The 24013-nt window shown below is 45.7% G+C and carries 16 protein-coding genes and 1 tRNA gene; 1 reads left to right on the top strand and 16 read right to left on the bottom strand.

Translation table 11 applies throughout. From position 1 onward, the window contains the following. Window positions 1-41: 41 nt before the first annotated feature. The 14 genes from ABUA31_RS00085 to ABUA31_RS00020 form a co-directional block, all read right to left on the bottom strand. A complete protein-coding gene (locus ABUA31_RS00085; RefSeq protein ID WP_173794567.1) occupies window positions 42-1553 on the bottom strand; it encodes a class I SAM-dependent DNA methyltransferase in 1512 nt (503 codons plus the stop codon). Window positions 1554-1856: 303 nt separating this feature from the next. Beyond that, window positions 1857-2552: a YczE/YyaS/YitT family protein gene (locus tag ABUA31_RS00080; protein WP_015534844.1), complete on the bottom strand. Its 696-nt coding sequence runs from the start codon at window positions 2550-2552 to the stop codon at window positions 1857-1859. After that, the gene (locus ABUA31_RS00075; RefSeq protein WP_022216762.1) at window positions 2549-3010 is read right to left on the bottom strand and encodes a MarR family winged helix-turn-helix transcriptional regulator; all 462 of its coding nucleotides are present in this window, start codon (window positions 3008-3010) and stop codon (window positions 2549-2551) included. The genes ABUA31_RS00080 and ABUA31_RS00075 overlap by 4 nt, the downstream gene beginning before the upstream one ends. Window positions 3011-3183: 173 nt before the next feature. Further along, window positions 3184-8523 carry a glycoside hydrolase family 9 protein gene (locus ABUA31_RS00070; RefSeq protein ID WP_349818312.1) on the bottom strand — a complete coding sequence of 1780 codons (5340 nt, stop codon included), beginning with the start codon at window positions 8521-8523 and terminating at the stop codon, window positions 3184-3186. Window positions 8524-8657: 134 nt separating this feature from the next. Continuing rightward, window positions 8658-9629 carry a bifunctional riboflavin kinase/FAD synthetase gene (locus tag ABUA31_RS00065; protein ID WP_055273490.1) on the bottom strand — a complete coding sequence of 324 codons (972 nt, stop codon included), beginning with the start codon at window positions 9627-9629 and terminating at the stop codon, window positions 8658-8660. 12 nt (window positions 9630-9641) lie between these two features. Further along, window positions 9642-10544, bottom strand: a complete 903-nt coding sequence (truB, locus tag ABUA31_RS00060) for a tRNA pseudouridine(55) synthase TruB (RefSeq protein ID WP_349818311.1) — start codon at window positions 10542-10544, stop codon at window positions 9642-9644. Between the two features lie 84 nt (window positions 10545-10628). Then, complete coding sequence (locus ABUA31_RS00055; RefSeq protein WP_349818310.1) at window positions 10629-11576, bottom strand: DHH family phosphoesterase; 948 nt, start codon at window positions 11574-11576, stop codon at window positions 10629-10631. 33 nt (window positions 11577-11609) lie between these two features. Further along, a complete protein-coding gene (gene rbfA / locus ABUA31_RS00050) occupies window positions 11610-12023 on the bottom strand; it encodes a 30S ribosome-binding factor RbfA (RefSeq protein WP_015534838.1) in 414 nt (137 codons plus the stop codon). A gap of 8 nt (window positions 12024-12031) precedes the next feature. Next, window positions 12032-14917 (bottom strand): translation initiation factor IF-2, encoded by a 2886-nt coding sequence (gene infB / locus ABUA31_RS00045; RefSeq protein ID WP_349818309.1) that lies wholly within the window; start codon window positions 14915-14917, stop codon window positions 12032-12034. 3 nt (window positions 14918-14920) lie between these two features. Next, window positions 14921-15250: a L7Ae/L30e/S12e/Gadd45 family ribosomal protein gene (locus ABUA31_RS00040; RefSeq protein ID WP_082418050.1), complete on the bottom strand. Its 330-nt coding sequence runs from the start codon at window positions 15248-15250 to the stop codon at window positions 14921-14923. Continuing rightward, entirely contained in the window at window positions 15234-15503 is a 270-nt protein-coding gene (gene rnpM / locus ABUA31_RS00035) for an RNase P modulator RnpM (protein WP_349818308.1), read from the bottom strand. The genes ABUA31_RS00040 and rnpM overlap by 17 nt, the downstream gene beginning before the upstream one ends. Window positions 15504-15552: 49 nt before the next feature. Further along, window positions 15553-16734 (bottom strand): transcription termination factor NusA, encoded by a 1182-nt coding sequence (gene nusA, locus ABUA31_RS00030; protein ID WP_055144675.1) that lies wholly within the window; start codon window positions 16732-16734, stop codon window positions 15553-15555. 12 nt (window positions 16735-16746) lie between these two features. Next, entirely contained in the window at window positions 16747-17169 is a 423-nt protein-coding gene (gene rimP / locus ABUA31_RS00025) for a ribosome maturation factor RimP (RefSeq protein WP_055144996.1), read from the bottom strand. Between the two features lie 184 nt (window positions 17170-17353). Continuing rightward, entirely contained in the window at window positions 17354-17992 is a 639-nt protein-coding gene (locus ABUA31_RS00020) for a precorrin-2 dehydrogenase/sirohydrochlorin ferrochelatase family protein (RefSeq protein ID WP_349818307.1), read from the bottom strand. 99 nt (window positions 17993-18091) lie between these two features. On the opposite strand from ABUA31_RS00020, the gene ABUA31_RS00015 reads away from it, so the two are divergent. After that, window positions 18092-19324, top strand: coding sequence for a peptidoglycan-binding domain-containing protein (locus ABUA31_RS00015; protein WP_349818306.1), 1233 nt, complete (start codon window positions 18092-18094; stop codon window positions 19322-19324). Between the two features lie 55 nt (window positions 19325-19379). Here the strand turns inward: ABUA31_RS00015 and ABUA31_RS00010 are convergent. Both ABUA31_RS00010 and ABUA31_RS00005 read right to left on the bottom strand, forming a co-directional pair. Next, a tRNA-Glu gene (locus ABUA31_RS00010) sits at window positions 19380-19451 on the bottom strand. A gap of 130 nt (window positions 19452-19581) precedes the next feature. Next, window positions 19582-24013: PolC-type DNA polymerase III (locus ABUA31_RS00005; RefSeq protein WP_349824054.1), on the bottom strand; the 4432-nt coding region annotated here is incomplete at its 5' end.

Raw genomic sequence — 24013 nt, 5'->3', positions numbered from 1 at the left:
AAGTCGAGTTTGTTTTCCCCTTTCCTAATATTTTCAATCAATTACTGGTTATCATCAGCCAGCAATTTCTCAAGTTCATCCATTTCCTGACTTATCTGTCTCTCCAGATCTCTTATATTTGACATTATCTCAGATGTAGGCGGATACTCTACTGGTGTATACTCTACTTCCTTGTACTTATTGATGCTGAGGTCGTAAGCATTGTCCACTATCTCTTCCTTTGACACAAAGAATGACTTGTCCGTTCGCTTTCTGTCATTTTCTTTGTCAAGATGTGCAAATCTCTCTATTATGTCAGGTATATCGTTATCATTTACCGGTGTTCTCTTATCGTCAAGACTGTATCCGTCTGCTGTCATATCATAGAACCATACTTTGTCCGTTCCACCGTGATCTGTCTTTGTAAATATCAGTATCGCAGTTGACACTCCTGCATATGGCTTAAACACTCCTGATGGCATGGAGATGACTGCCTGAAGTTTCTGATTTTCCACTATTTCTTTACGGATTGCCTTATGTGCTGCAGACGAGCCAAATAGCACTCCATCCGGAACTATACATGCACATCTGCCGCCTACCTGCAATATCCTTATGAACAATGTAAGGAACAGCAATTCTGTCTTCTTTGTCTTGCACATCTTGAGAAGATCTGCTGAAACTGATTCAGCATCCAGACTTCCCTTGAACGGTGGATTTGCAAGAACAAGTGTATATTTATTCTTATCACTATTCTGATCTGATAAGCTGTCTCTATATTCAATACATGGATTATCTATACCATGTGTCATCATATTCATAGCACCTATACGAAGCATCGTTCTATCCATATCATATCCATAGAACATATGATTCATATAGTGATCTCTATTTGCTTTGTTATAAAAGATGTCTTCTTTCTTCTTTTCTCTGAGGTACTCCCCTGACGCAACAAGGAAACCGGATGTTCCACACGCAGGATCACATATCATCTCGTCTGCTGCCGGATCCATCATCTCAACCATCATACGGATGATGTGTCTCGGCGTCCTGAACTGACCGTTTCTTCCAGACTGTGCTATCTTTGAAAGCAAATATTCATATACATCGCCTCTCACGTCAACTGACTGGATTTCATTCATCAATTTATATATCTCATCCAGCGAATCAACAACCTTCGAAAGAAGAATCGGTGTCGGAAGCTTGAATATGGCATCATCCATATATTTTGAATATGCGCTGTTCTTGTCACTATGAAGATTTTTTATAAATGGGAAAACCCATTCCTGCATGACACTGTACATTTTCTCAGCAGGAAAATCCCTGAATACAGACCATTTGAGTTGCTTTCCGTCAATGTTTCTGTCTCCTATCTTCACCTCATCAGCAAATATACTGCTAAACGGAAGCCCTAGCATCTCGCATTCCTTTGCCTTTTTGTTGTCCACATCATCAAGATCATGGATAAACATAAGATATGTTATCTGCTCTATAACCTCAAGTGGATTGACAAGTCCACCCGCGGCAAATATGTCCCATAAACTGTCTATTTTATTCTTCAAATCCCCTGTTATCATTTGTATTCTCCTTTGCACATACAACAAACCAAAATTTGTATGGCTAAATTATACACCACGTAATATCAAAAGCAAACAAATAAAACTCCCCAGACTAGCCATTTATGAAGGGAAAATAACAGATATGGAACATCATATAAATGCAAATGAGCCATATGACAGTCCGGCATACATAGACGAACTCTCACGGATACCCGATGATTTCGACGACTTCAAATACAGTGCAGGCAGATTGCAGTTCTAATTGGTAATTTTGATTACCATTATAAAATAGTTTATACGATACAATTTTATCCAAAAGTCCTAATGCAATTGCTCCATTCTCTCCCTGAGTACTTCCTCCTCAGTGTATGTGTGCTTTCCAAGAAGTTTATCTCGTTTTCCGCCAAATGCCTTATTCAACTTGCCAAGATTGAATCCAACAAGGAATGCGGCAATAACAGTACCGGCGCCCACGCTTCCAAGACTATGTATGCAGATCAGACATGTTACGACCGACACAGCCACCATAGAACAGTCAAATCCGATCTTTACCTTTGAAAATTCAATGTGTGTGCCCTCTGAGACAGCCTGCATAACACCCTCCCCGGCAAGTGGGATAAGATTCGCCGGCAGATAAAAGAATATTCCGCCTGCTATGAATATGGTACTCACAAGCATCAAAACAACCCTGACAACTATGTTATCTGTTGATGGCAGAAATGTGGCAAGATAATTGCAGAATGTCGTGAAGTATCCAAATACTACTCCAACCACTATCTGAAGGAGATTTATCGGTTTGAAATTCTTTCGAAGTATAATGATCTGTATAAGCACCAATGCCGCATGGAATATGATCGTTGCCTTTCCCATCTCGATTCCCCATACACATGTCATCGTATATGGTATAGAGCTCACCGGTGACACTCCCAGATTGGATTTGACTGAAAGTGCTATTCCTATAGTCATAATAAACAGTCCAACAAAATACATTGGGATTCTTACCTTCATGTTCTTCATCTCTTACGTTCCTCTTTTCTGTTGTCTTTTTCGCTGCCCTTCATATTGTCGTACACCCTTACAAGAAGTGACTGCAATTCTTCCGTCTCTTCCGCGGTAAATCCCCTCAGTGCCACAGATTCAACTAAGTCAAACTTCTTATTGAGCATCTCCACATACTCTCTGCCCTTATCTGTCAAATACACGTACAGGGATCTTCTGTCCCCTGACTTTGTACTTCTCTGTATATAACCTTTATTCTCCATGCCACTCAACACAGCGGTTATCGATGCCGGCTCTATATGACATCCCGCCGCGATATCCTTCTGACACGCCCCATCATGATCCTTCAGATAGTCCAGCACCTTGGGCTGTCCCATGGTGAGCTCTGTATCCTTTATCTGACTCAGCAATGCCTTCTGCACCATGAAATGATCCGCCATCAGCAGATAATGTATGGATTTTGTATGTTCGTCCATATGGATTCTCCTCTCCAGATAGTTATAATTCTAATTATTAGAATGCTAACGATATTATACACATATTTTTACCCATGTCAAATCGAACTTCGGTCACCTCCATACGCACAAAAAAGATCCGGGATCATATGAACCACCCCGGATCTCCAATTATTCTTTATTTTATTGAGCCTTTATTTCTTTATGACTGCTTTCTTTGACACTCCTCTTTTCAGAAGGATTGTCTTATAACTCTTAAGCTTCTTCGACGGAACCTTGACGGTCATCTTGGCGTATGTCCCTGTAAATGCACCAGATCCAACTGTTTTTCCTGTCATCTGTGTATTCTTTATCACTACTGTCCTGAGCTTCTTACATCCATAGAACGCCTTGGCACCTATAGTCTTGACGTTTTTGCCCAAGGTCACCTTTGTAACCTTTACATTCTTCTTGAACGCCGCTTTTCCTATCGCTGTGACCTTAAATGTCTTGCCACCAAGCTTTATAGTGTCAGGAACCACAACTGTCTTGGTCTTCTTGACAACAGATACGAGAGTTACCGTTCCCTTGCCATTCAGGGATGCATTTGTGATCTTGTACTTGTAATTTCCATTTGCATAGATCTTACCCACAGCCGCAGTTATGTCAAAATACTTTGTCTGTGTTCCACTGTAATTACCGATTCCCATTATCACAACTTTTGCCTTGCCAAAGTCTTTATTTGACGAATATGCAACTCTGTAATCCTTGCCCGCTGTGAGTGTCCGCTTGCCGCAGGTAACCTTCACCGCTGGTGTTATTGCTTTGCCTGTATATACAGCCGACTTTGTGATTGTCACAGAGGCTTTACTTATCGCCTGCTTGTTTATTGCAAATGTAAAAGTCTTCGAGCCCTTATATCTGCCCTGACCTTTGACAACTACCTTTGCTGTACCGGCATTGGTATTGCTGCTATATGAAACTATATAGTCAGTTCCCGCATCAAGTGTTCTTCCACGTGATACAACCTTTACGGCCGGTCTTATCGCTGCGCCTGTATATGTAGTCTTGTACGAAGCATTTCCAGTTGCCGCAAATGTAATATTTGCATCAACGCTTATATCCACAACTATCCATGTCCATACAGCCTTAAATGTTATATCCTCTGATACAGCGCCGTATGCAGAATCAGCATTATAGCTTGTTCCGGCTTCATCCTGCCATGCCAGCGCATATCCAGCCCTCGATGTCTTGTAATCAGTACCATCAGACATGGTGATATTTATTTTCGACAGATCAAGAGTTGATCCCTTGTTTACAGATGACGCATACAACTGGTTGCCATTCTCATCTGTGAACACAACCTTTACCATGGTTACACTGTCGCCCTTGCTGTCTACCGGATCCTTGGAATAAATTGGATCTCCACCTATTGACACATCGCCATCAACAATGATCGTTCCATCATCTGACTTTACGCCAAATGAATTTCCACCGGTTGATCCGGATGCATCCGCCGTAACACTTCCACCAACCAGTTTGATAGAATTGTCTGCTGAGATTACCGACTCCCCATCGCCAAGTCCTGATGACTTTGCATCAACAGAGCCTCCTGTGATCTCCACATCCGATGCCGATATTGCCGAAGATACAGAATCTATGCTGTTGCTTCCACCTGCTATCTTCACAGTTCCCGCAGATTCGATTCCCTTACCATCGGACTTTATCTGTATGTTGTCTATCTCAAGATTTCCATCTGTCTTGATCGCAGACGCACCCGGGGTTGTCGCTGATATCTTGGAAGATGTATCCTTTCCAGATACCTTTACATCCGCTGCGTTACTGTTATCGCTGACGCATGTTATACCATCAGCAATCTTATTTTCTCCGCTTACCTTTATGACAAATGTTTCAGAATTGCCCGGACGAACCGTGATCTTCTTTACAGTAGCATTGTCCACGGTTATTCCACTTGCATTTCCGGTATCTACAATTACATCCTCACCATTTCCTGTGATCGTGTAATCCTTATTCTCGGTAAATGAAACTGATATGATTCCACCAGACTGTGATACCTTTACAGTTGGATTTTCCTCACTGTCTGTGAATGCTCCAACATATCTGCTGTCATTCAGTCTTCCGATGTCAATTACGAAAGGATCTGATAAAGGTGTAGTCACCTCAAGTGCCTGGCTGATCTGACCAGCCTTGACATTTGCAGTTTCTTTTACCCTGCCATATACATAATATGTAGTAAATTCCTTGAATCCGGTAAACTGAGCACCATTCTGCCATACAAGCTTTGATGCATCAGCATCCTTTTCACTGGATATTGCATACTCGATCTCACCCACTATACCTGACACCTTGCCGCTGACAGTCACCGCATCAGATGTTACTGATGTCTTTGTCACAGTGACAACTGCGGTATTTTCTCCCTTTGCCACTGTCGCCTTGAGTGTTATGTTCGCTGAGCCATTTGCTGATGATATAACCAGTGTATCGCTGTAGCTTCCGGCACCAAGTCCATTTACCGGTTTTACAACTACTGTTGTTTTATTTCCTGCAGAAATCTGCCCTGCCGGTGATGAAACGATCTGGAATGCCGTTCCATCCTTAAGCTTGGCCTTTACATCTGTAAGGGTTGTCTCCCCGGAGTTTGACAGTTCAATAGCTGCATGATTCGCATTTGAATAGCCATATACGAGGTCTGTCCATGACTTGTCAGCACTGCTACATGACAGCTTTCCAGGAGTGAGCACTTTGACAACACACGCCGCCTTTATTCCCGAGCCATCCTTAGCCGTAGCTGTGATAGTCGCCGTTCCGGCTGCGAGGGCTGTTATCTTGCCATTCTGTACGGATACCTTAGCCTTGTCTGAACTTGACCACACAAGGGATGTATCTTTTGCATCAGCAGGTGTTATCGTTGCCTTGATCTCATCACTGTCGCCCACATTAAGTGTTATGTATGTCTTGTCAAATGAGATTCCTGTAACCTTTACGGCTGGGGGCTCTGACGGAGTCTCTGTGTCTTTCTCAGACGTTGAACCCGTTGTTGATCCAGTTGAGCCAGTCGATCCGGTTGAGCCGGTTGAGCCAGTTGAAGGATCCTTCGTGTCGTCCTCTGTTGTCATGCCTCCACCTGACTCCCCGCTTATCGTCCTGAGCTCTGACGACACCTCGCTCTTAGGAACTACCTTCTGTGCTGCCTTCTCCTCATCTGTTCCGCTGTTCTTCACATACAGATAAAGTCCGGCTGCTGCACCCACAAGGCCTGCATTATAGTCCAGTGCAACCTCGTTCTGGTTATAGTCCTCTGAGCTATCTACATAGGTTGTACTCGAACCCGCCGGTCCGCCAACCAAAGCACCGACTAGTACATGTGCCTGCTTTGTATATGCATTTCCAGTTACAGAACCCTGATATCCGCTTGAGGCTCTGTGATGAGGGTACTTTGATGAATACTTGTTGTAACCTACAACGAAACACTTTGAACCAGCATTGTTGCCAAGTATGTACTTCATCTGACCATTTGCCCATGATGAATAATCAGTCTTTCCATATATCGTGTCATACATGAGACCTGTCATCTGATGAGCGGTGTTATATCTCGCCGATCCCCAGCTATCTATCAGACAGAAGTTGTTATCTCCTGACTGTGTCTTGCTCGCTATAAGTCCTGATTGGTTCTCTACAAACACACTCTTCTTTGATGAGTTAGGACTGTAAAGCAGAGCCGCCTGAGCCACATTGTTCCAGCAAAGAGCCCAGTTAGGATTTGTTCTGCCACCATATACATTATTGTATTTTGTTGCATATGCCGATTTACCTGTAGCCTTGTACAGAAGAGCCGCCGCAAGGGCATAGTCATCTTCCCACGAATCTGAGTTATAGAAAGTTGATGCCGGACCCGAGCTGTTCTTCTTAGCCTTTGTATCCGCATATGTGAAGAGCTTCTCCGCATAGGAAAGTGCTTTCTTATCCTTGTAATTTATATAATATGCCGCAAGTGCCGCCGCTGTCTCTGAAACGATATCTGTACACGTATCCGAATCAGATGTAAATGTTGCCTGTCCACTTCTTGATGACTGCTTTTCCGGAGCTCCCCAGTATCCATGATCGACATTTCCATCACCGACCTGATAACAGAAAGCCTGAACCGAGCCATCACTTCCAAGGACTGTGCATCTCTCGAAATAAGCAACGAATCTGTCCATGATCCTCTTATAGTGTGCCTCTGTAGCAGTATCCGCAAATGCCTCGGCAAACTCCATGTGCGCAAGTCCTAGAACTGTAGCCGAATATGCCTGTGGCAGACCAAACTTGGCATGATCTCCCGCATCATGGTATCCACCGCTGACATCCACAGTCTTTCCATTATATGTTGTTTTTGCATCCTCAGTATGGCAGTTTGATCTCCAAGAAAACTCACTCTTTGCAGATACATCACTTCCGCACATATTCGCATCATAAAGATACAGTGACTCCTGAAGAAGCTTCGCATAGTTGTACTCAACATCCGTATTGATCTCACCTGTATTGTCCCCGGCTCCGCCAGATGATGATGAAAGTGAACCGATAAATGTGTCAAATGCACCTGACTGTGAGCTGTAGTACACCTTGACACCTGTTATAGACACACCGTTTGCCGTACCTGTGTAGCCAAGCTTTGAATAGCTCACGCTCGAACCTGCATTTACTGCACCTGACTTCTTGGATGTGTTTGGATATATGTACAGCTTTCCATCACTGAATACACCCTTGAGGGCTGACCAGCTGCTGTAATCCTTAACTGCAGTTACAGAGCCACTCACATCAGCCACCGCTATCCAGTCTGCTATGTATGAATTGCTCTTGTTATTTATCGTTATCTCTGTCTCGTAGTAGCCGTCTCCCTTGGCTGTTCCATCTCCATCAGCAAGACTTGCGGTTACGCTTGAACTTGTGTTTCCAATTGAATCAAGGTCCGCACTGCCTGATCCGCTGTCGCCTGAACCGCCTGACTCCCCTGATGAACCACCAGAGGTGCTCTTTGTTCCTGAGAGAACCGCTGACACGATCCTGAATTTGATCGTGCTGTTTTCCTGAAGATTGGCAACCTGTATTCCAAATGCCACCTTCTCCGTGCTTGTTGTGCTGATAGATGACAGATCAAGTACGGTCTCAAACTGACCGGTCTTGGACAGATCGATCCACTTGTCATTATTCGACCATGAAGATCCATATGACGCAAATGGCATAACTCCCGCATTCTGTCCACTTGCAGCGGTAAATGTGTCAACCGCATATGTGATCTTGAGCGTCTTATATCCCGCATCCGCAATAGCCTTCATGGATGCCAGATCTGATGAAGGCGAAAATCTGATCTCCGCCTTTCCATAATCACTCCACTCATCTGTTGCCGCAGTCACCGTCTTCCAGCCGGTGTCCGGTTTCAGATCCTTTGTGATGCTCTCCGCCTTAGCTGTGATCTCCGGCCAGGTTATACTGCCGATGATCATGCATAAGGTGAGAACATATGCCAGGATCCTGCTCGCTGCTTTCTTTCTCATTTTACTTTTCCTCCTTGTACTTCCTTTTTCCTCCTAAAAAATACCCTATTATTAAAAATATAGCACAGAAAACATCTTCTTGCGACCAAATAATCTGTCATTATTTATGCGCATAATTACCAATGTTTTCTGTGCTATTTTACCAATACTTTATTAGCAAGTATTCTTTTTGAAGTTTCTATGTCATTTGCCATCTGGGCCTTGAGCTCATCCAGGCTTCCAAATTTCTTCTCACCTCGGATCTGCTCGATAAGCTCCACCTTGATGACCTGTCCATATATGTTCCTGTCAAAGTCGAAGATATTCGTCTCTATGGTGATATTTCCCTTGTCGTTGACTGTAGGATTGTCTCCTATGTTGGTGATTCCCATATAGACTCTGAAAGGATCCTCATGTCCCGTATGCTTCCCCCGGATTATCCTGATCCTTGAAGCATACACACCAGCCGGCGGGTACAGCTTGCGCTCCTCCGGTAGCATATTCGCAGTCGGTATTCCTATTGTCCTTCCAAGCTGTTTACCGGACACCACTTCACCTGTCATACTGTACGGTCTGCCGAGCATCGGAATGACCGACCTCACATCTCCCTCAGAAATATTCTTCCTGATGACAGTTGAGCTGACCACCTCGTCATCCTGTTCCAGCTTGTCTATGACTATGACCTTATATCCATACTCGTCCGCATAGCTTCTGAGGGTATCCACATCGCCCTTTCTGTCTCTGCCGAATCTGTAATCGCTTCCAACCACGACATATCCGGCCCGCATCATGTCCACCAGAACATCTCTGATGAACGCCTTCGGCTCTGTAGCCGCAAATGCATCGTCAAACGGATATTCAACCAGGACGTCAACTCCGGTATCCGATACCACCTGTGCCTTCTCATCAGATGTGTATATGGTCTTCATATTGCTCACATCAAACACATGATTCTCCCTCATGTCAAATGTGAACACAACGCCCATATATCCCTGTCTCTGAAGCTTCAACACCTGCTCTATCAACAGCATGTGTCCCTGATGGATACCATCAAACTTGCCCAGGGCAACCGCCGTGCGCTCTGTGCTATTCAGTTTTACCTTCTTCGTGTCCTTTATATGAATCATAACTGTCTGTCCTTAATTGCTCACCGGAAACATCTTGAACGGCACATACTGCCTCTTCTCATCGCTGTATTCATACAGTGCCGCAAATCTTCCATTCTCATCGAACACCTTGACATAGGTATCCCTGTGTATCTTATTCTCGGCAAATGCATCCGCACTGAGCTTATTTCCATTTGCCAGAAGCTTAACACCCTTCTCAGCTATATGAAGCTCCGGTATATCCGGCATGAGCTTATCCGTTGTTAATATATGCTGCATGAGTGTCCCGTCATCCCTTGCCTTCTCCACCTCATCAAGCGTCAGACTTTCTTCTATAGTAAAGCCCTTCACCTCGGTTCTGACAAGCTTCTCCATCACAGCACCGCAGCCAAGCTTTTCTCCTATATCCCTGCACAGGCTTCTGATGTATGTTCCCTTGGAACAGCTCACATCAAATGTCACTCTCGGGAGTTCTACTGACTGTATAGTAATCCCATGTATCGTGACCGGTCTCGGATCCCTCTCAATGACCTGTCCGGCTCTTGCCAGTTCATAGAGCTTCTTACCATTTACCTTGATGGCTGAATACATAGGCGGGATCTGCATGTAATCGCCTACAAAACTCATCACCGCAGCCCTGACTGTCTTCTCATCAGGATATACATCTGTCACGTCTGTCATGACTCCTGTCACGTCTTCGGTGTTGCTGGTCTTTCCGAGAAGCATGGTACATGTGTATGTCTTGTTCTTCTCAGCGAGCAGATCGCACATCTTCGTAGCACTTCCCAGACACACAAGAAGAACTCCCTCCGCCATGGGATCGAGAGTTCCGGTATGACCTATCTTTTTCTGTTTTAATATACCACGGAGCTTTGCCACCACATCAAACGACGTGAACCCCTGCTCCTTATATATATTGATAAATCCATCTATCATAACTATTTCAAATCCAATCCAAAGTCTTTTACATCAGTCCGCTGTATCAGTACCTGTTCCAGATCACATCTTTTCTGCAATTTATCAGCCAAGCTGTTTCTCTATATCCGCAACTATCTCCGCAACTATCTTTTCCGGATCACCTGACATATTGCATCCCGCAGCCTTCACATGGCCGCCACCGCCGTGGCTGCACGCGATCTCACTCACGTTCACGATATCATTTGCCCTGAGGGATATCTTGTAATTATCCTCACCAGCCTGATACATGAAGAAAGCAACCTCAGTACCTGATGTCAGTCTGAGCTGATCCACGATTCCATCCGTATCCATCTTGCTGGCACCAAATCTGTCAAAGTCCTCCTTTGTCAGAAGTGTATGGGTTATCTTTCCATCTGCAAACTGCTTCATGTTGAGAAGCGCATAGCCCAGAAGCTTGTTCTGTATGAGCGTCTTCTTGTAGAAGGTCTCATCTATGACAAAGCTTGGTCTTGCCCCCTTCTCTATCAGGATTCCCGCTATAGTCATGGCTGCCCTTGTTGTATTGCTGTGCTTAAACACTCCCGTATCGTGGACTATTCCGGTATACAAGCACTCTGCACACTTCTGATTGATCTTATCAGCGTCAAGGAGCTTGAATATAGCTTCCGCAGCGGAGCACGCATCACTTTCCACATAGCACACATCACCAAAGCCCTTATTGGACACATGGTGGTCTATACACAAGGTTCTCTTCGCAGTCTCATAATATCTGACAAATGGTGTGAATCTGTCCATATCTCCGCAGTCAAGCGACATAAACAGATCATAGGTCTCGTCATCTGCCTCATGCTTTACAGTAGATGCACCATTCAGGAACATGAATACATCCGGGAATTCCTGAAGATATACCTGAACCCTCTTGTCAGGATAATTGCTTGTAATATAGTTATACATTCCAAGTGTTGAACCTATACAGTCACCATCAGGATTGATATGTCCTGTTATGGCTATGCTGTCTGCGTTCTCTATCTCCCTTATAAGATCGTTCATGATATACCTCCTTTTAAATTCTCATATTATATCCTACTCTTCAAACTCATCTTCACTCTCTGAGTTTTCATCTGTACTCTCGTCAGCATCGCCATGCTTTCCGAGAGCCTCATCTATCTTGTGGGACATACTGACACCATACTCTATGGACTGGTCCATGATAAATGTTATCTCCGGTGTATTGCGCAGATTTACAGAATGAGCAAGCTCTCTTCTGATATATCCCATTGCGCTGTTCAACCCTGCAAATGTGGAATCAACAGCATCCTGGTCACCCAGGACACTGATATATGCCTTACAGAACTTGAGATCAGGTGTGACAACCACATCAACGACCGAAGTCATAGGTGATATTCTTGGATCCTTGATCTCACGGCTGATGATCCTGCTGAGTTCTCTCTGGACCTCACCGTTGATCCTGTTATTCTTTACACTGTTTTTTCTCATATCTATTACTACTTTCTAGGCACCTCTACCATCTCGTATGCCTCTATCTGATCTTCCTCTGCAACGTCTTGGAAGTTCTCGAATACCATACCACACTCAAAGCCGGACTTAACTTCCTTGACATCATCCTTGAATCTCTTGAGTGAAGCAAGCTTTCCTTCAAATATAATATTGCCCTCTCTGGTAATCCTTACGCTGCAGTTTCTGTTGATTGTTCCGTCGAGAACATATGAACCGGCAATGACACCGATACCAGAAGCCTTGTATGTCTGTCTGATCTCTGCGTGTCCGATGACCTTCTCCTCATATATAGGATCAAGCATACCCTTCATTGCTGAATCAATATCCTCTATTGCATTGTAAATGACTCTGTACAGACGAACATCTACCCCCTCGCTGTCAGCCATATCCTTTGCTCTCGCATCCGGTCTGATATTGAAACCGATTACGATGGCATTTGATGCTGATGCAAGAATTATATCTGACTCGTTGATAGCACCTACACCTGCATGTATGCACTTGATAACGACCTCGTCATTTGAGAGTTTTAAGAGACTCTGCTTAACGGCCTCAACTGAACCCTGTACATCTGCCTTGATGATGATCTTGAGCTCCTTGAGGTTGCCGGCCTGGATCTGGCTGTACAGATCGTCAAGTGACATTCTCTGCTTTGTATCTGCAAGAAGCTTCTCCTTCCCCTGCGAGATATATGTCTCTGATATGGTTCTTGCTTCCTTCTCATTGTCAACTGCCATGAATATCTCGCCTGCATCAGGAACTGTGTTGAGACCCTGGATCTGTACAGGTGTTGATGGAAGAGCCTCTGTAACTCTCTCACCTCTTGAGTTGGTCATGGCACGTACCTTACCATGTGACGCTCCGACAGCGATGTAATCTCCAACATGGAGTGTTCCCTTCTGTACAAGCATTGTTGCAACAGGTCCACGTCCCTTGTCAAGCTCAGCCTCGATGACGATACCTCTTGCCTTTCTGTTAGGATTTGCCTTAAGTTCAAGCACATCCGCTGTGAGGAGGATCATCTCAAGGAGATTGTCAATACCTTCCTTAGTATGTGCAGATACAGGACAGAATATTGTTGAACCACCCCAATCCTCTGGGATAAGCTCATACTCTGTAAGCTCCTGCTTAACTCTCTCTATATTGGCACTTTCCTTATCGATCTTGTTGATCGCTACTATGATCTCAATTCCAGCAGCCTTTGCATGGTTGATAGCCTCGATAGTCTGTGGCATTACTCCATCATCGGCAGCTACAACAAGGATAGCGATATCTGTACTCTGTGCACCACGCATACGCATTGCTGTGAACGCCTCATGTCCAGGAGTATCAAGGAATGTTATAGTCTGGCCATTTACATCGACAACTGATGCACCGATGGCCTGTGTGATTCCACCAGCCTCACCTGATGTTACCTTTGTCTGTCTGATGGCATCAAGAAGTGATGTCTTACCGTGATCAACATGACCCATAACGCAGACTACAGGAGGTCTTGAAACCATATCCTTCTCGTCCTCTTCATCCTCCTTAAGGAGCTCCTCAATCACATCAACTTTCTCCTCTTCCTCAGCTATGCAGTTGTACTCAAGTGCGATCTCTGAAGCCTCGTCAAATGGAAGCTCTGAGTTCACATTGACCATCTTACCTGCAAGGAACAGCTTCTTGATAAGTGCTGTTACAGGAGTCTTTACCGCATCAGCCAGCTCCTTGAGTGTTACAACCTCAGGAAGTGTGATGGTTCTGATTGCATCCGGATCCTCCTGTGGTGCCTGCTGCTTCTTCTGTGGCTTGTTCTTCACATTCTTCGCAAGTCTGCTGATATCAGCCTCGACCTCCTCAGGTGATCTTCTGTTGCCCTTACGTGGCTTGTTCTTATCTCTGTTGTAGTTATCTCTGTTCTGGCTCTTTAAATCCTTACCCGGCATCTCCTTCGCATCGAAGTCCTTGCGGTCTCTCTTGAATGGTGCTCTCTTCTGAGCTGGGCTGTCATCCTCGTCATCCTTGCCAAATGGCATATTGATACGGTTGCTGAAACGGTTGCCACCATCTCTGTTAAAGCCTCTTCCGCCCTGGTTTCTATCTCCATTGCCGAAGCGTCCGCCACCCTGGTTTCTGTCTCCGTCTCTGTTAAACCTTGGTCTGTCACTCTGGCCGTCCCTGTTAAATCTTGGTCTGTCACCCTGGTTTCTATCACCATCTCTGTTAAACCTTGGTCTGTCATTCTGGCCGTCTCTGTTAAATCTTGGTCTGTCACTCTGGTTTCTGTCGCCATCTCTGTTAAACCTTGGTCTGTCGCCCTGACCGTCTCTGCCTACTCTTGGTCTGTCACTCTGATTTCTGTCGCCCTGGCCATCTCTGCCGAATCTTGGTCTGTCACCCTGATTTCTGTCGCCCTGGTTCCTGTCGTTGCTGAATCTGGCTCTGTCTGAACCGCCCTGTCTGTCGTTGTTAAATCTGACTCTGTTACCGTTGTTATTCATCTTGCCGCCGTTTCTGTCCTCCCTGGCAAATCTTACATGATTGCCAGAACCCTGTCTGGCTGCTGAATTGTCATCCCTTGAAGGATTCTGCTTCTGCGCGTCCGCCTTTGGCGCTGCAGCAGGCTTTGCTGTCTCAGGCTTTGGCTGCTCTGTCTTAGGCGCTGCCTTTGGAGCCTCCTGCTTTGGTGCTGCAGGCTTTGGGGTCTCAGCCTTTGGAGCCTCGGCCTTTGGCGCAGTCTTTGCTCCAAACTTAGCCTTAATTATTCCAACCATCGAATCGTCCAGATTGGACATATGACTCTTGATCTCTATTCCCTTTGCGCCAAGTGTATCTATGATATCTTTATTTGAAATGTTTAACTGTTTTGATAATTCGTGTACTCTGATTTTAGCCAAATGTTACACCTCCATGTTTTCATTTACATTCATGTACTTTATGATCTGATTCCCGAATCCCTCGTCAAGTATCGCAATGGATGTTCTCATCTCATTGCCACTGTACTTGCCAAGTTCATCCTTTGTCCCGTACTCATAATAAGGAATCCCATAATAATTACATTTCTGGTCGAAAAGTTTCTTCGTATTGTCAGAAGCGTCCTTCGCCACAATGACCACGTACGCGCTCTGATTCTTAACTGCTTTCTCTACTGAGAAATTGCCACTGCACAGCCTTCTGGCTCTGGCACACAGAGAAATTAACGAGTAGATCTTGTTATTCTTCAATGTCACGCAGCTCCTTGTCTAATTGTTCATACACCTCAGCAGGTATGCTGACCTTGAAAGCCTTCTCAAGTGCTTTGCTTCCAACCACCTTCTTAAGGCACTCGGATCTCTTGCATATATAAGCGCCTCTTCCGTTGAGCTTGCCGGTTGCATCAACTGCGAACTGCCCGTCATTGCTTCGGACTATCCTTATCAGCTCACTCTTCGGCATCATCTCACGGCATCCAAGGCATTGCCTCAGAGGTACCTTCTTTGCCATCTCATCACTCCCTATTCTCTATCATGTGCCACTACATCAATGCAAATGATTACTCTTCGTCGTTTGTGTCTACTGTTTCATCTATGTCAAATGAAGCAGCATCGGCATCTTTATCTTCGCTTACTTCATCATAATATTCATCTTCGTTATAAGGATCAAAGTTCTCATCCTCTGGCTGCTCATCAAAGTAACCCATCTCCTCGGCCTTTGAATGGCTCTTGATATCGATCTTGTATCCTGTCAGCTTGGCTGCAAGGCGAGCATTCTGACCCTTCTTACCGATTGCAAGTGAAAGCTGTGTATCAGGTACTACGACAAATGCTGTCTTCTCATCAAGATCAACTGATACGTCCTCAACATCTGAAGGACTGAGCGCATTGTAAATAAACTCAGCAGGGTTCTCACTCCAAGGAATGATGTCGATCTTTTCACCGTTCAGATCTGCAACGACAGCATTTACTCTGTCACCATTGATTCCTACGCATGCTCCAACTGCATCGACGTTCTCATCGTTTGACCATACTGCGATCTTAGATCTTGATCCTGCCTCTCTGCAGAAGCTCTTGATCTCAACTGTTCCGTCTGCGATCTCTGTTACTTCCTTCTCAAAAAGTCTCTTGACGAGCTCTGGATGAGTTCTTGATACAGTGATCCTTGGTCCTCTGTTTGTCTTCTTGACCTCTGTGATATAAAGCTTTATTCTGTCGCCTCTCTCGTAGCTCTCTCCCTCGATCATCTCTGACGGCTTTAAGAGTGCCTCTGTCTTGTCATCAAGGCTCACATTCACGCTGTCTCCAACCTGTCTCTGAACGATTCCTGTTACGATATCCTTCTCCTTCATATGGAAGTGATCGTATATAGCTGCTCTCTCGTTCTCGTTGATCGCCTGAACGATGACATTTCTCGCACGCTGTGCTGCGATTCTTCCAAAGTTCTTGGTTGTGATCTCTATATTTACTGTATCACCTATCTCGTACTTGCTGCTTATCATCTTGGCCTGCTCCAGTGTTATCTGGCATGCAGGATTCTCAACTTCCTCAACAACCTCTTTGGCTGCATATACATGGCACTCACCAGTCTCTCTGTCCAGTGAAACTGTAATGTTCTCGTCTGTATTGAAATCCTTCTTGCAGGCTGTCTTGAGTGATCTCTCTATAGCCTCAAGCAGAACATCCTTGCTAATGTTTCTCTCCTTCTCAAGCTGATTCAATGCTTCAATGATCTCTGACACCTTTTTATCCTCCTAATATATAAATGCTAATCGTATCATGGAAATATCTTTTCTCGTTATCGTTATCTCTGTCTCATCCTCAAGCTCAATGGTAACTGTATTCTCATCATATGCCTTGAGCACACCCTCGAATTCCTTTGCACCATTCACCTTGGCAAATGTCTTGATCTCCACGACCTTACCTATGCTTCTCTTGAAATCCTTCTCTTTCTTCAGTGGTCTCGTAAGCCCCGGTGAGCTGACCTCCAGTATATAGGCATCTCCTATATAATCATCCTGGTCAAGCAGGTCTCCAAGTGCTCTGTTCACTATCTCGCAATCACCGATCGTGATGCCACCTTCCTTGTCCGCATACACTCTGAGGTAATAATCACTGCCTTCCTTGACGTACTCCACATCAACAAGCTCCAGATTGTTCGCCTCAATGATCGGCATCACAAGTGCCTCCGTCTTTGCTTCAATATCCGCTCTCTTCGTAAATACGACCACCTTTCTGTAAAATATTATCCCCACAACAATTGAGAGTGGGCCAAGGCCCACTCTCATGCTGTAATCTATAACAATCTTACTTATTGTATCATAATTATCAAATAATTCAAGTACAAATATTAACAAATATTTATGCGTTTCTTCTGGCTGCGTCCTCACGGTAATATTTGTCAAGCACCTTGTTCGCCTTCTTGTCGTCAAGAACGCATTTGTTGGACAGTGCAACCTTGACGAGTTCATCCAGTGCTTCCTCCCTAAGTGCCGTGCTCTTGATGTTGACATTTGCAAGCTCCGTGTACGCTCCCATCTTTCTTGTGAGCGCCTCGTACTCCTCTGGAAGCATCCTGTCTATCATATTCCTGATCTGCTTGGATACCGCCTGGCTGTTGCCGCCTGTTGTGACTCCCACCACAAGATCTCCGCGGACGATAACGCCTGGAAACAGGAAGCTGCTGAGCTCCTTGTTATCAGCCACATTTACCATGATGCCCCTGTCATTACAATATGTACCTATCTTGGCATTGATCTCCGGGCGCCTGGTTGCCGCCACAACAATGTCTGCATTCTGCAGTATGTCAAGTGCCACGTTGCTCTCATGTACATTTATTCCCTTTATCGCTTTTATATCATCGCACACCTTCGGCGCAATGATCGCTATCTTCGCTCCGAAATACAGCAGCGAATTGATCTTTCTAAGTGCTGCCTTACCTCCACCTACAACTATTACTTTCTTGCCCTCAAGATCGATGTACATTGGAAAGTATGCCATATCTTATCTCCTCCGAATATTCTATAAATCTAGTCATATACTTACTGTGAAAGCTGCTTAAAAAACTTTCACAGCAAATTATAAATGAGGAATTAAGAAATGGCAATTACAAATAACGTTGGTTCACTAAAAATTCAGATAACGAACAACAATTTCTTTCCCGTCGAGGGTGCTTCCGTATACATAAGCCCTACGGGAATGCCCGATTCCACCTCAGAGGAATTTGTCACCGATGAAAATGGTATCGTCATCGACGAAGAGCTTCCCGCCCCCGATGTCGCCTACAGTCTGGAGCCTGGCGAAAACCAGCCATACTCGGAATACAACGTGCTTGTGAACGCTCCCGGATACAACGAGCGCTTCATCTCCGGGGTTCAGATATTCTCCGGTGAGAACGGGATCCAGAACATAGAGCTGACACCATCCGATGGAAGCGATACGAACCCTACCGTTCTCGACGCCCACACCCTCTGGGAGCAGTATCCACCCAAGATCGCCGAGGACATGATAAAACCGGTGAATCCATCAGGCGGCATAGTGTTGAGCCGCGTCGTTGTACCTGAGACCATAGTTGTCCATGACGGCGCCCCGGCGGACTCCACCGCCAGGGACTACTATGTTCCATATAAGGATTACATAAAGAATGTTGCCTGCAACGAGATATATTCCACCTGGCCTGATGCAGCCATCCGTGCAAATGTACTTGCGATACAGTCATTTACCCTTAATAGGGTCTATACCGAGTGGTACAGGGGAAAAGGATACGACTTTACTATCACGAGCAATACCGCGTTCGACCAGAAGTGGGTCTACAATGCAACCATATTTGAAAATGTCTCCCAGATCGTCGATGAAATGTTCGCCAACTATCTCTCAAAGCCCAACGTTACACAGCCACTGTTCACCCAATACTGCGACGGCAGACGTGTATCCTGTCCGGGCTGGATGACACAGTGGGGGTCAAAATCCCTGGCAGACGACGGTCTTACCGCCATCCAGATTCTCAGATACTATTACGGGGATACAATATACATCAACACATCGGAGACTATATCCGGTATACCTTCTTCTTATCCGGGCTACGAGCTGACCATCGGTTCAAGCGGCGACAAGGTCTCACAGCTCCAGAGACAGCTCGCCAGGATCTCACTCAACTATCCTGCCATCGGTACCGTAACCGTCGATGGTTTATATGGTCAGAACACCGCAGATGCCGTGAGAAAGTTCCAACAGATATTCAATCTTCCGGCTACAGGTGTCACTGACTATAAAACATGGTATAAGATTTCGCAGATATATGTGGGAGTTACCAAGATTGCAGAGAATGTGTAATACACTGGGGGCAAACACAAAAAAAAGCTGAAATCTTAATGATTTCAGCTTTTAGCAGTTCGTAGGGGAATCGAACCCCTGTTTTCGCCGTGAGAGGGCGACGTCTTAGCCGCTTGACCAACGAACCATAAGTGCTTGTATCCTGCCGCTTCGCTTGCGACCTGTTTAATATAACAGAAACGAAAGCAGAATGCAAGCACTTTTTTTATAAAATTGCAAACTTTTTTCAGATTATTGACTTAATTTGTTCCGCCAGCCTACATAAAGTCAAACAGCGAAAGCTGATTTGTCTCCGGCATCCCGTCCAGGATGCCCAGCTCACTCATCTTCTCGATGGTTCCCTTGCCGATCTTTGCACGCTCATTGATCTCCTCCTTGGAGAGGAACGGCCCCTTCTGGGCGGCATCGTAGAGCTGCTGTGCAGCCTTCTCTCCCATTCCTTCTATGGATGCGAAGGATGGCATGATCTTGCCGTCTATTATCTGGAACCTGTCAGCCTTTGCCTTGTATATATCTATTGGAACAAAGTCGTAGCCTCTTGCGTACATCTCGAGAACTATCTTCAGATCCTTGAGCTTGCCCTCGTCCTTGGCTGATCTCTTGTTCTTGTCCACCTTGCTTATCTCATTGATATGGAAGAGAACTCTCTCCTTGCCAAAGCACATCATCTCATAGCTGAAGTCATCAGCTCTGATACTGAAGAATGCTGTATAGTATTCAAGCGGATAATTGACCTTGAACCAGGCAATTCTCCACGCCATCATGACATAGGCCGCCGCATGGGCCTTCGGGAACATGTACTTGATCTTCTGACATGACCATACGTACCAGTCCGGTACTCCGTGGGCAGCCATCTCCGCCTTCCAGTCATCCCATTTGTCACATTTGCCCTTGGCAACTATTCCCTTACGAACCTTCTCCATGATGTTGAAGGCAAGTCCGGCATCAAGTCCCATGTGTATCAGATAAACCATAATATCGTCACGACAACAAATGGCTGTCGATATGGTACACTTGCCCGACTTGATGAGCTCCTGCGCGTTGCCCAGCCATACATCGGTTCCATGCGCCAGACCCGCTATTCGCACAAGATCTGAGAAACATGTCGGCTTGGCATCTATAAGCATCTGCATAGCAAAGTCTGTTCCGAACTCCGGCACCCCCAGGCTTCCAAGAGGTATCCCATTGATATCCTCCGGTGTGATCCCCAGCGACTTTGTGCTGTGAAACAATTCCATGACATCCTTGTCATCAAGTCTTATCTTTGTGGCATCAAGTCCCGTCAGATCCTCCAGACGCCTTATCATAGTCGGATCATCATGGCCGAGAATATCAAGCTTCAACAGGTTATGATCGATTGAATGGTACTCAAAGTGCGATGTGATAATATCCGACGTCACATCATTTGCCGGGTGCTGTATAGGTGTAAATGAATATATCTCCTCATGTCTCGGAAGAACTATCATACCACCCGGATGCTGCCCCGTGGTTCTCCTGACACCGGTACATCCCAGGGCCAGACGCTCCATCTCGCATCTTCTCTTTGTGACCGTTGCATTCTCCTCAGCGTACTTCTTCGCGGCCTTCTCATCCATTCCGGACGCCTTGGCCTCCGCCATGAGATCCTCCTTGGAGTGATCCTTGAAGTAATTATACACATATCCAAATGCTGTCTTTTCCGCAACACCACCTACGGTTCCCGCCTTGAATGCCTTGCCCTTGCCGAAGAGTACCTCGGTGTATGCATGTGCCTTCGACTGATACTCACCCGAGAAGTTCAGATCGATATCAGGCTCCTTGTCTCCGTTGAATCCAAGGAATGTCTCGAATGGTATATCGTGTCCTTCCTTTATAAGCGGTGTTCCACAATTCGGACAGTCTCTGTCCGGCATATCACATCCGCTCATTCCCGAATACGACTTTACAAGCTCTGAATCAAAATCCACAAAGTGGCATTTCGGACAGATATAGTGAGCCGACAGCGGATTTACCTCCGTGATACCGGCCATTGTTGCGACAAATGAAGATCCAACCGAACCTCGGGAACCAACCAGATATCCGTGGTCATTTGAATCCCACACAAGCTTCTGTGCGATGATGTACATAACCGCAAATCCATTTGAAATGATGGAGTGCAGCTCCCTGTCAAGTCTCTCCTGAACCTGAGGTGGCAGGTCTGGGCCATATATCTCATGTGCCTTGGTATAACATATATCCGTAAGTGTCTGATCCGAATTCTCGATGATAGGAGGCGCCTTGTCCGGTCTGACCGGCTCTATCCTCTCTATCATGTCCGCTATCATATTCGTGTTGGTGATGACGACCTCCTTGGCCTTGTCACTTCCAAGATACTGGAATTCCGCCAGCATCTCCTCCGTGGTACGGAAATACAGCGGTGGCTGCATATCAGCATCGTCAAAGCCCTTGCTCTTCATGATGATCGCCCTGTATATATAATCCTCAGGATCAAGGAAATGCACATCACAGGTTGCGACCACTGGCTTGTTGAACATCTCTCCGAGCTCCACGATCCTCTTGTTGTATCCGATCAGATCGTCCATGGTCTTTGGATTCCTTGTATCCCTCGTCATGAATTCATTGTTGCCAAGCGGCTGTATCTCAAGGTAGTCAAACCAGTTGACCAGTCTCACTATCTCCTCATCCGACGCATCATCAACTATGGCACGGAACAGCTCTCCCGCCTCACAGGCAGAGCCTATTATCAGACCCTCTCTGTATTTGTTGATGAGACTCATCGGCATACGCGGCCTTCGCGCAAAATATGTCAGATGAGACTCAGATATGAGCCTGTACAGATTGACTCTTCCTATCTCGTTCTTTGCCAGGATGATCCCGTGATATGTCTTATCCTTCTTGATCGCATCAGGTGAGGTGCTTCCAAGGACATTTAGATCATCCATGGTCTTAACATCTCTCTCCTTCAGCATGTCGAGCAGCTTGAAGAATACTTTCGCCGTGGCCTCCGCATCGTCTATGGCTCTGTGGTGATGCGCATTCACGACTTTGAGTTCCTTACACACTCTGTCCAGAGTGAATTTTCCGAGCTCCGGCAGCAGTATATGGCTGAGCGTCATGGTATCCAGAACCGTGTTGTCGAACTTAAGTCCAAGCTCCTCCGCATTCATTCTCACAAATCCCGTATCAAATGACGCATTGTGGGCAACCACGATATCGTCACCGCAGAACTCCACAAATCTCGGCACGATCACATCGAACATCGGCGCATCCTTTACCATATCATCATTGATGGATGTAAGCTGTTCTATCTGGTATGGGATAGGCACACCCGGATTTATAAATTCCGAGAATGTATCTACGACCTCTCCGTCCTTCACCTTGACCGCACCGATCTCTATGATCTTGTTGTGCTTCTTGGAAAGTCCCGTTGTCTCTATATCAAATACCACGTATTCCGAATCAAGGCTCTGATTCCTTGAGTTCTTGACCAGATCCTTCAGGTCATCGACAAAGTAACCCTCGACACCATATATGATCTTGAAATCTTTTCTGAGTCCCTTTGTATGGTTTGCTATAGGGAAAGCCTGAACAACACCGTGATCCGTGATCGCTATGGCAGGGTGTCCCCAGTCGCTGGCACGCTTCACGATGGTCTCTATATCGACCACGCTGTCCATCTCGCTCATCTTGGTATGCATGTGAAGCTCGACACGCTTCTCAGGATATGTATCCATACGAGGTACACGGAAGTCCTGAATGTGCTTCATACCGAGCACTCGGCATATCATAACCTCCTTGGCATACGAGTCGAACTCGGCAAGGCCCTTCATCCTATAGAACTTACCCTTCTGTATCTCCTCGCGGTAGACCTCCATATCCTCAGGACTGCAGAACATCTTGAAGCCTATGGTGTCTGTGAAATCTGTTATATATCCCGTCAGTATGATCTTGCCATTTCGGAGCTCTCTCTCCTCAGTGCTCATGATCTGTCCGTGGATGACGACCTCTCCGATACCATCGTTGATGCTGGATATCTCAAGCAGCTTGCCCTCCACATCTCTTCCTATGAACACCTCTGGATCATCTGAATATCTTCGCCTTCTTCCGAACTTCTCCTTTTCACCGCCATTTTTCTGGCCTGAATCGCCGCCGGAGGATGCAGGAGCAGCCTTCTTCTCATCAGGCTTGTGTCCCTCGCTCTTCTTATCTTCCTTCTTCGACACTCCGAGCTTATCCTTATCCACGGCCTTTCCATCCACGATGATGTCGCCATGATCCCTGAGGTTGTTCAATATGGCATCTATCTTCTGCTGCTCAACAAGTGCACTGGCTCTCCTCAGCTTCTCCTTGTCCGCCTCACTGTACTCAAATGCAACATTGACATTCAGGTCAAATCTCTCCTGGAACATCTCCTCCATATACGCCTTTATTTTCTCAGCGTGTATATGCGCTATCTTACTGTCCTCTATAGCTATGGTTATCGCGTCTCCGTCACAGTACAGTTCTCCTATCGATCTGGATATAAGCCTGTAGCCCACATTGCTGAATGATCTTATATCGTAGAGTATGCTGTCCTGATATGCTTTGACTATTGCTTCGAGATTGTACTGTGTAGAAAGTGTATAGTGTTCCCGTATCTGGACCGTATACCTTTTATTGCCAAATACAAACTTACGGATACACTCCTCCGCCTTTTCTATATTCGGTCTG

The organism is Coprococcus sp. RTP31081st1_H1_RTP31081_211007 (genome assembly GCF_040227275.1).
In the GTDB taxonomy this organism is placed as follows: domain Bacteria; phylum Bacillota; class Clostridia; order Lachnospirales; family Lachnospiraceae; genus Coprococcus; species Coprococcus aceti.
Note: the sequence above shows the minus strand (reverse complement) of the source record. Positions and strands in the feature narration are given on the sequence as shown.

Bases quoted from the DNA above. Each gene is read 5' to 3' on its own strand.
- ABUA31_RS00085 (WP_173794567.1), bottom strand. From the start codon at position 1,553: ATGATAACAGGGGATTTGAAGAATAAAATAGACAGTTTATGGGACATA.
- ABUA31_RS00080 (WP_015534844.1), bottom strand. From the start codon at position 2,552: ATGAAGAACATGAAGGTAAGAATCCCAATGTATTTTGTTGGACTGTTT.
- ABUA31_RS00075 (WP_022216762.1), bottom strand. From the start codon at position 3,010: ATGGACGAACATACAAAATCCATACATTATCTGCTGATGGCGGATCAT.
- ABUA31_RS00070 (WP_349818312.1), bottom strand. From the start codon at position 8,523: ATGAGAAAGAAAGCAGCGAGCAGGATCCTGGCATATGTTCTCACCTTA.
- ABUA31_RS00065 (WP_055273490.1), bottom strand. From the start codon at position 9,629: ATGATTCATATAAAGGACACGAAGAAGGTAAAACTGAATAGCACAGAG.
- truB (WP_349818311.1), bottom strand. From the start codon at position 10,544: ATGATAGATGGATTTATCAATATATATAAGGAGCAGGGGTTCACGTCG.
- ABUA31_RS00055 (WP_349818310.1), bottom strand. From the start codon at position 11,576: ATGAACGATCTTATAAGGGAGATAGAGAACGCAGACAGCATAGCCATA.
- rbfA (WP_015534838.1), bottom strand. From the start codon at position 12,023: ATGAGAAAAAACAGTGTAAAGAATAACAGGATCAACGGTGAGGTCCAG.
- rnpM (WP_349818308.1), bottom strand. From the start codon at position 15,503: ATGGCAAAGAAGGTACCTCTGAGGCAATGCCTTGGATGCCGTGAGATG.
- rimP (WP_055144996.1), bottom strand. From the start codon at position 17,169: ATGCCGATCATTGAGGCGAACAATCTGGAGCTTGTTGATGTGGAGTAC.
- ABUA31_RS00020 (WP_349818307.1), bottom strand. From the start codon at position 17,992: ATGGCATACTTTCCAATGTACATCGATCTTGAGGGCAAGAAAGTAATA.
- ABUA31_RS00015 (WP_349818306.1), top strand. From the start codon at position 18,092: ATGGCAATTACAAATAACGTTGGTTCACTAAAAATTCAGATAACGAAC.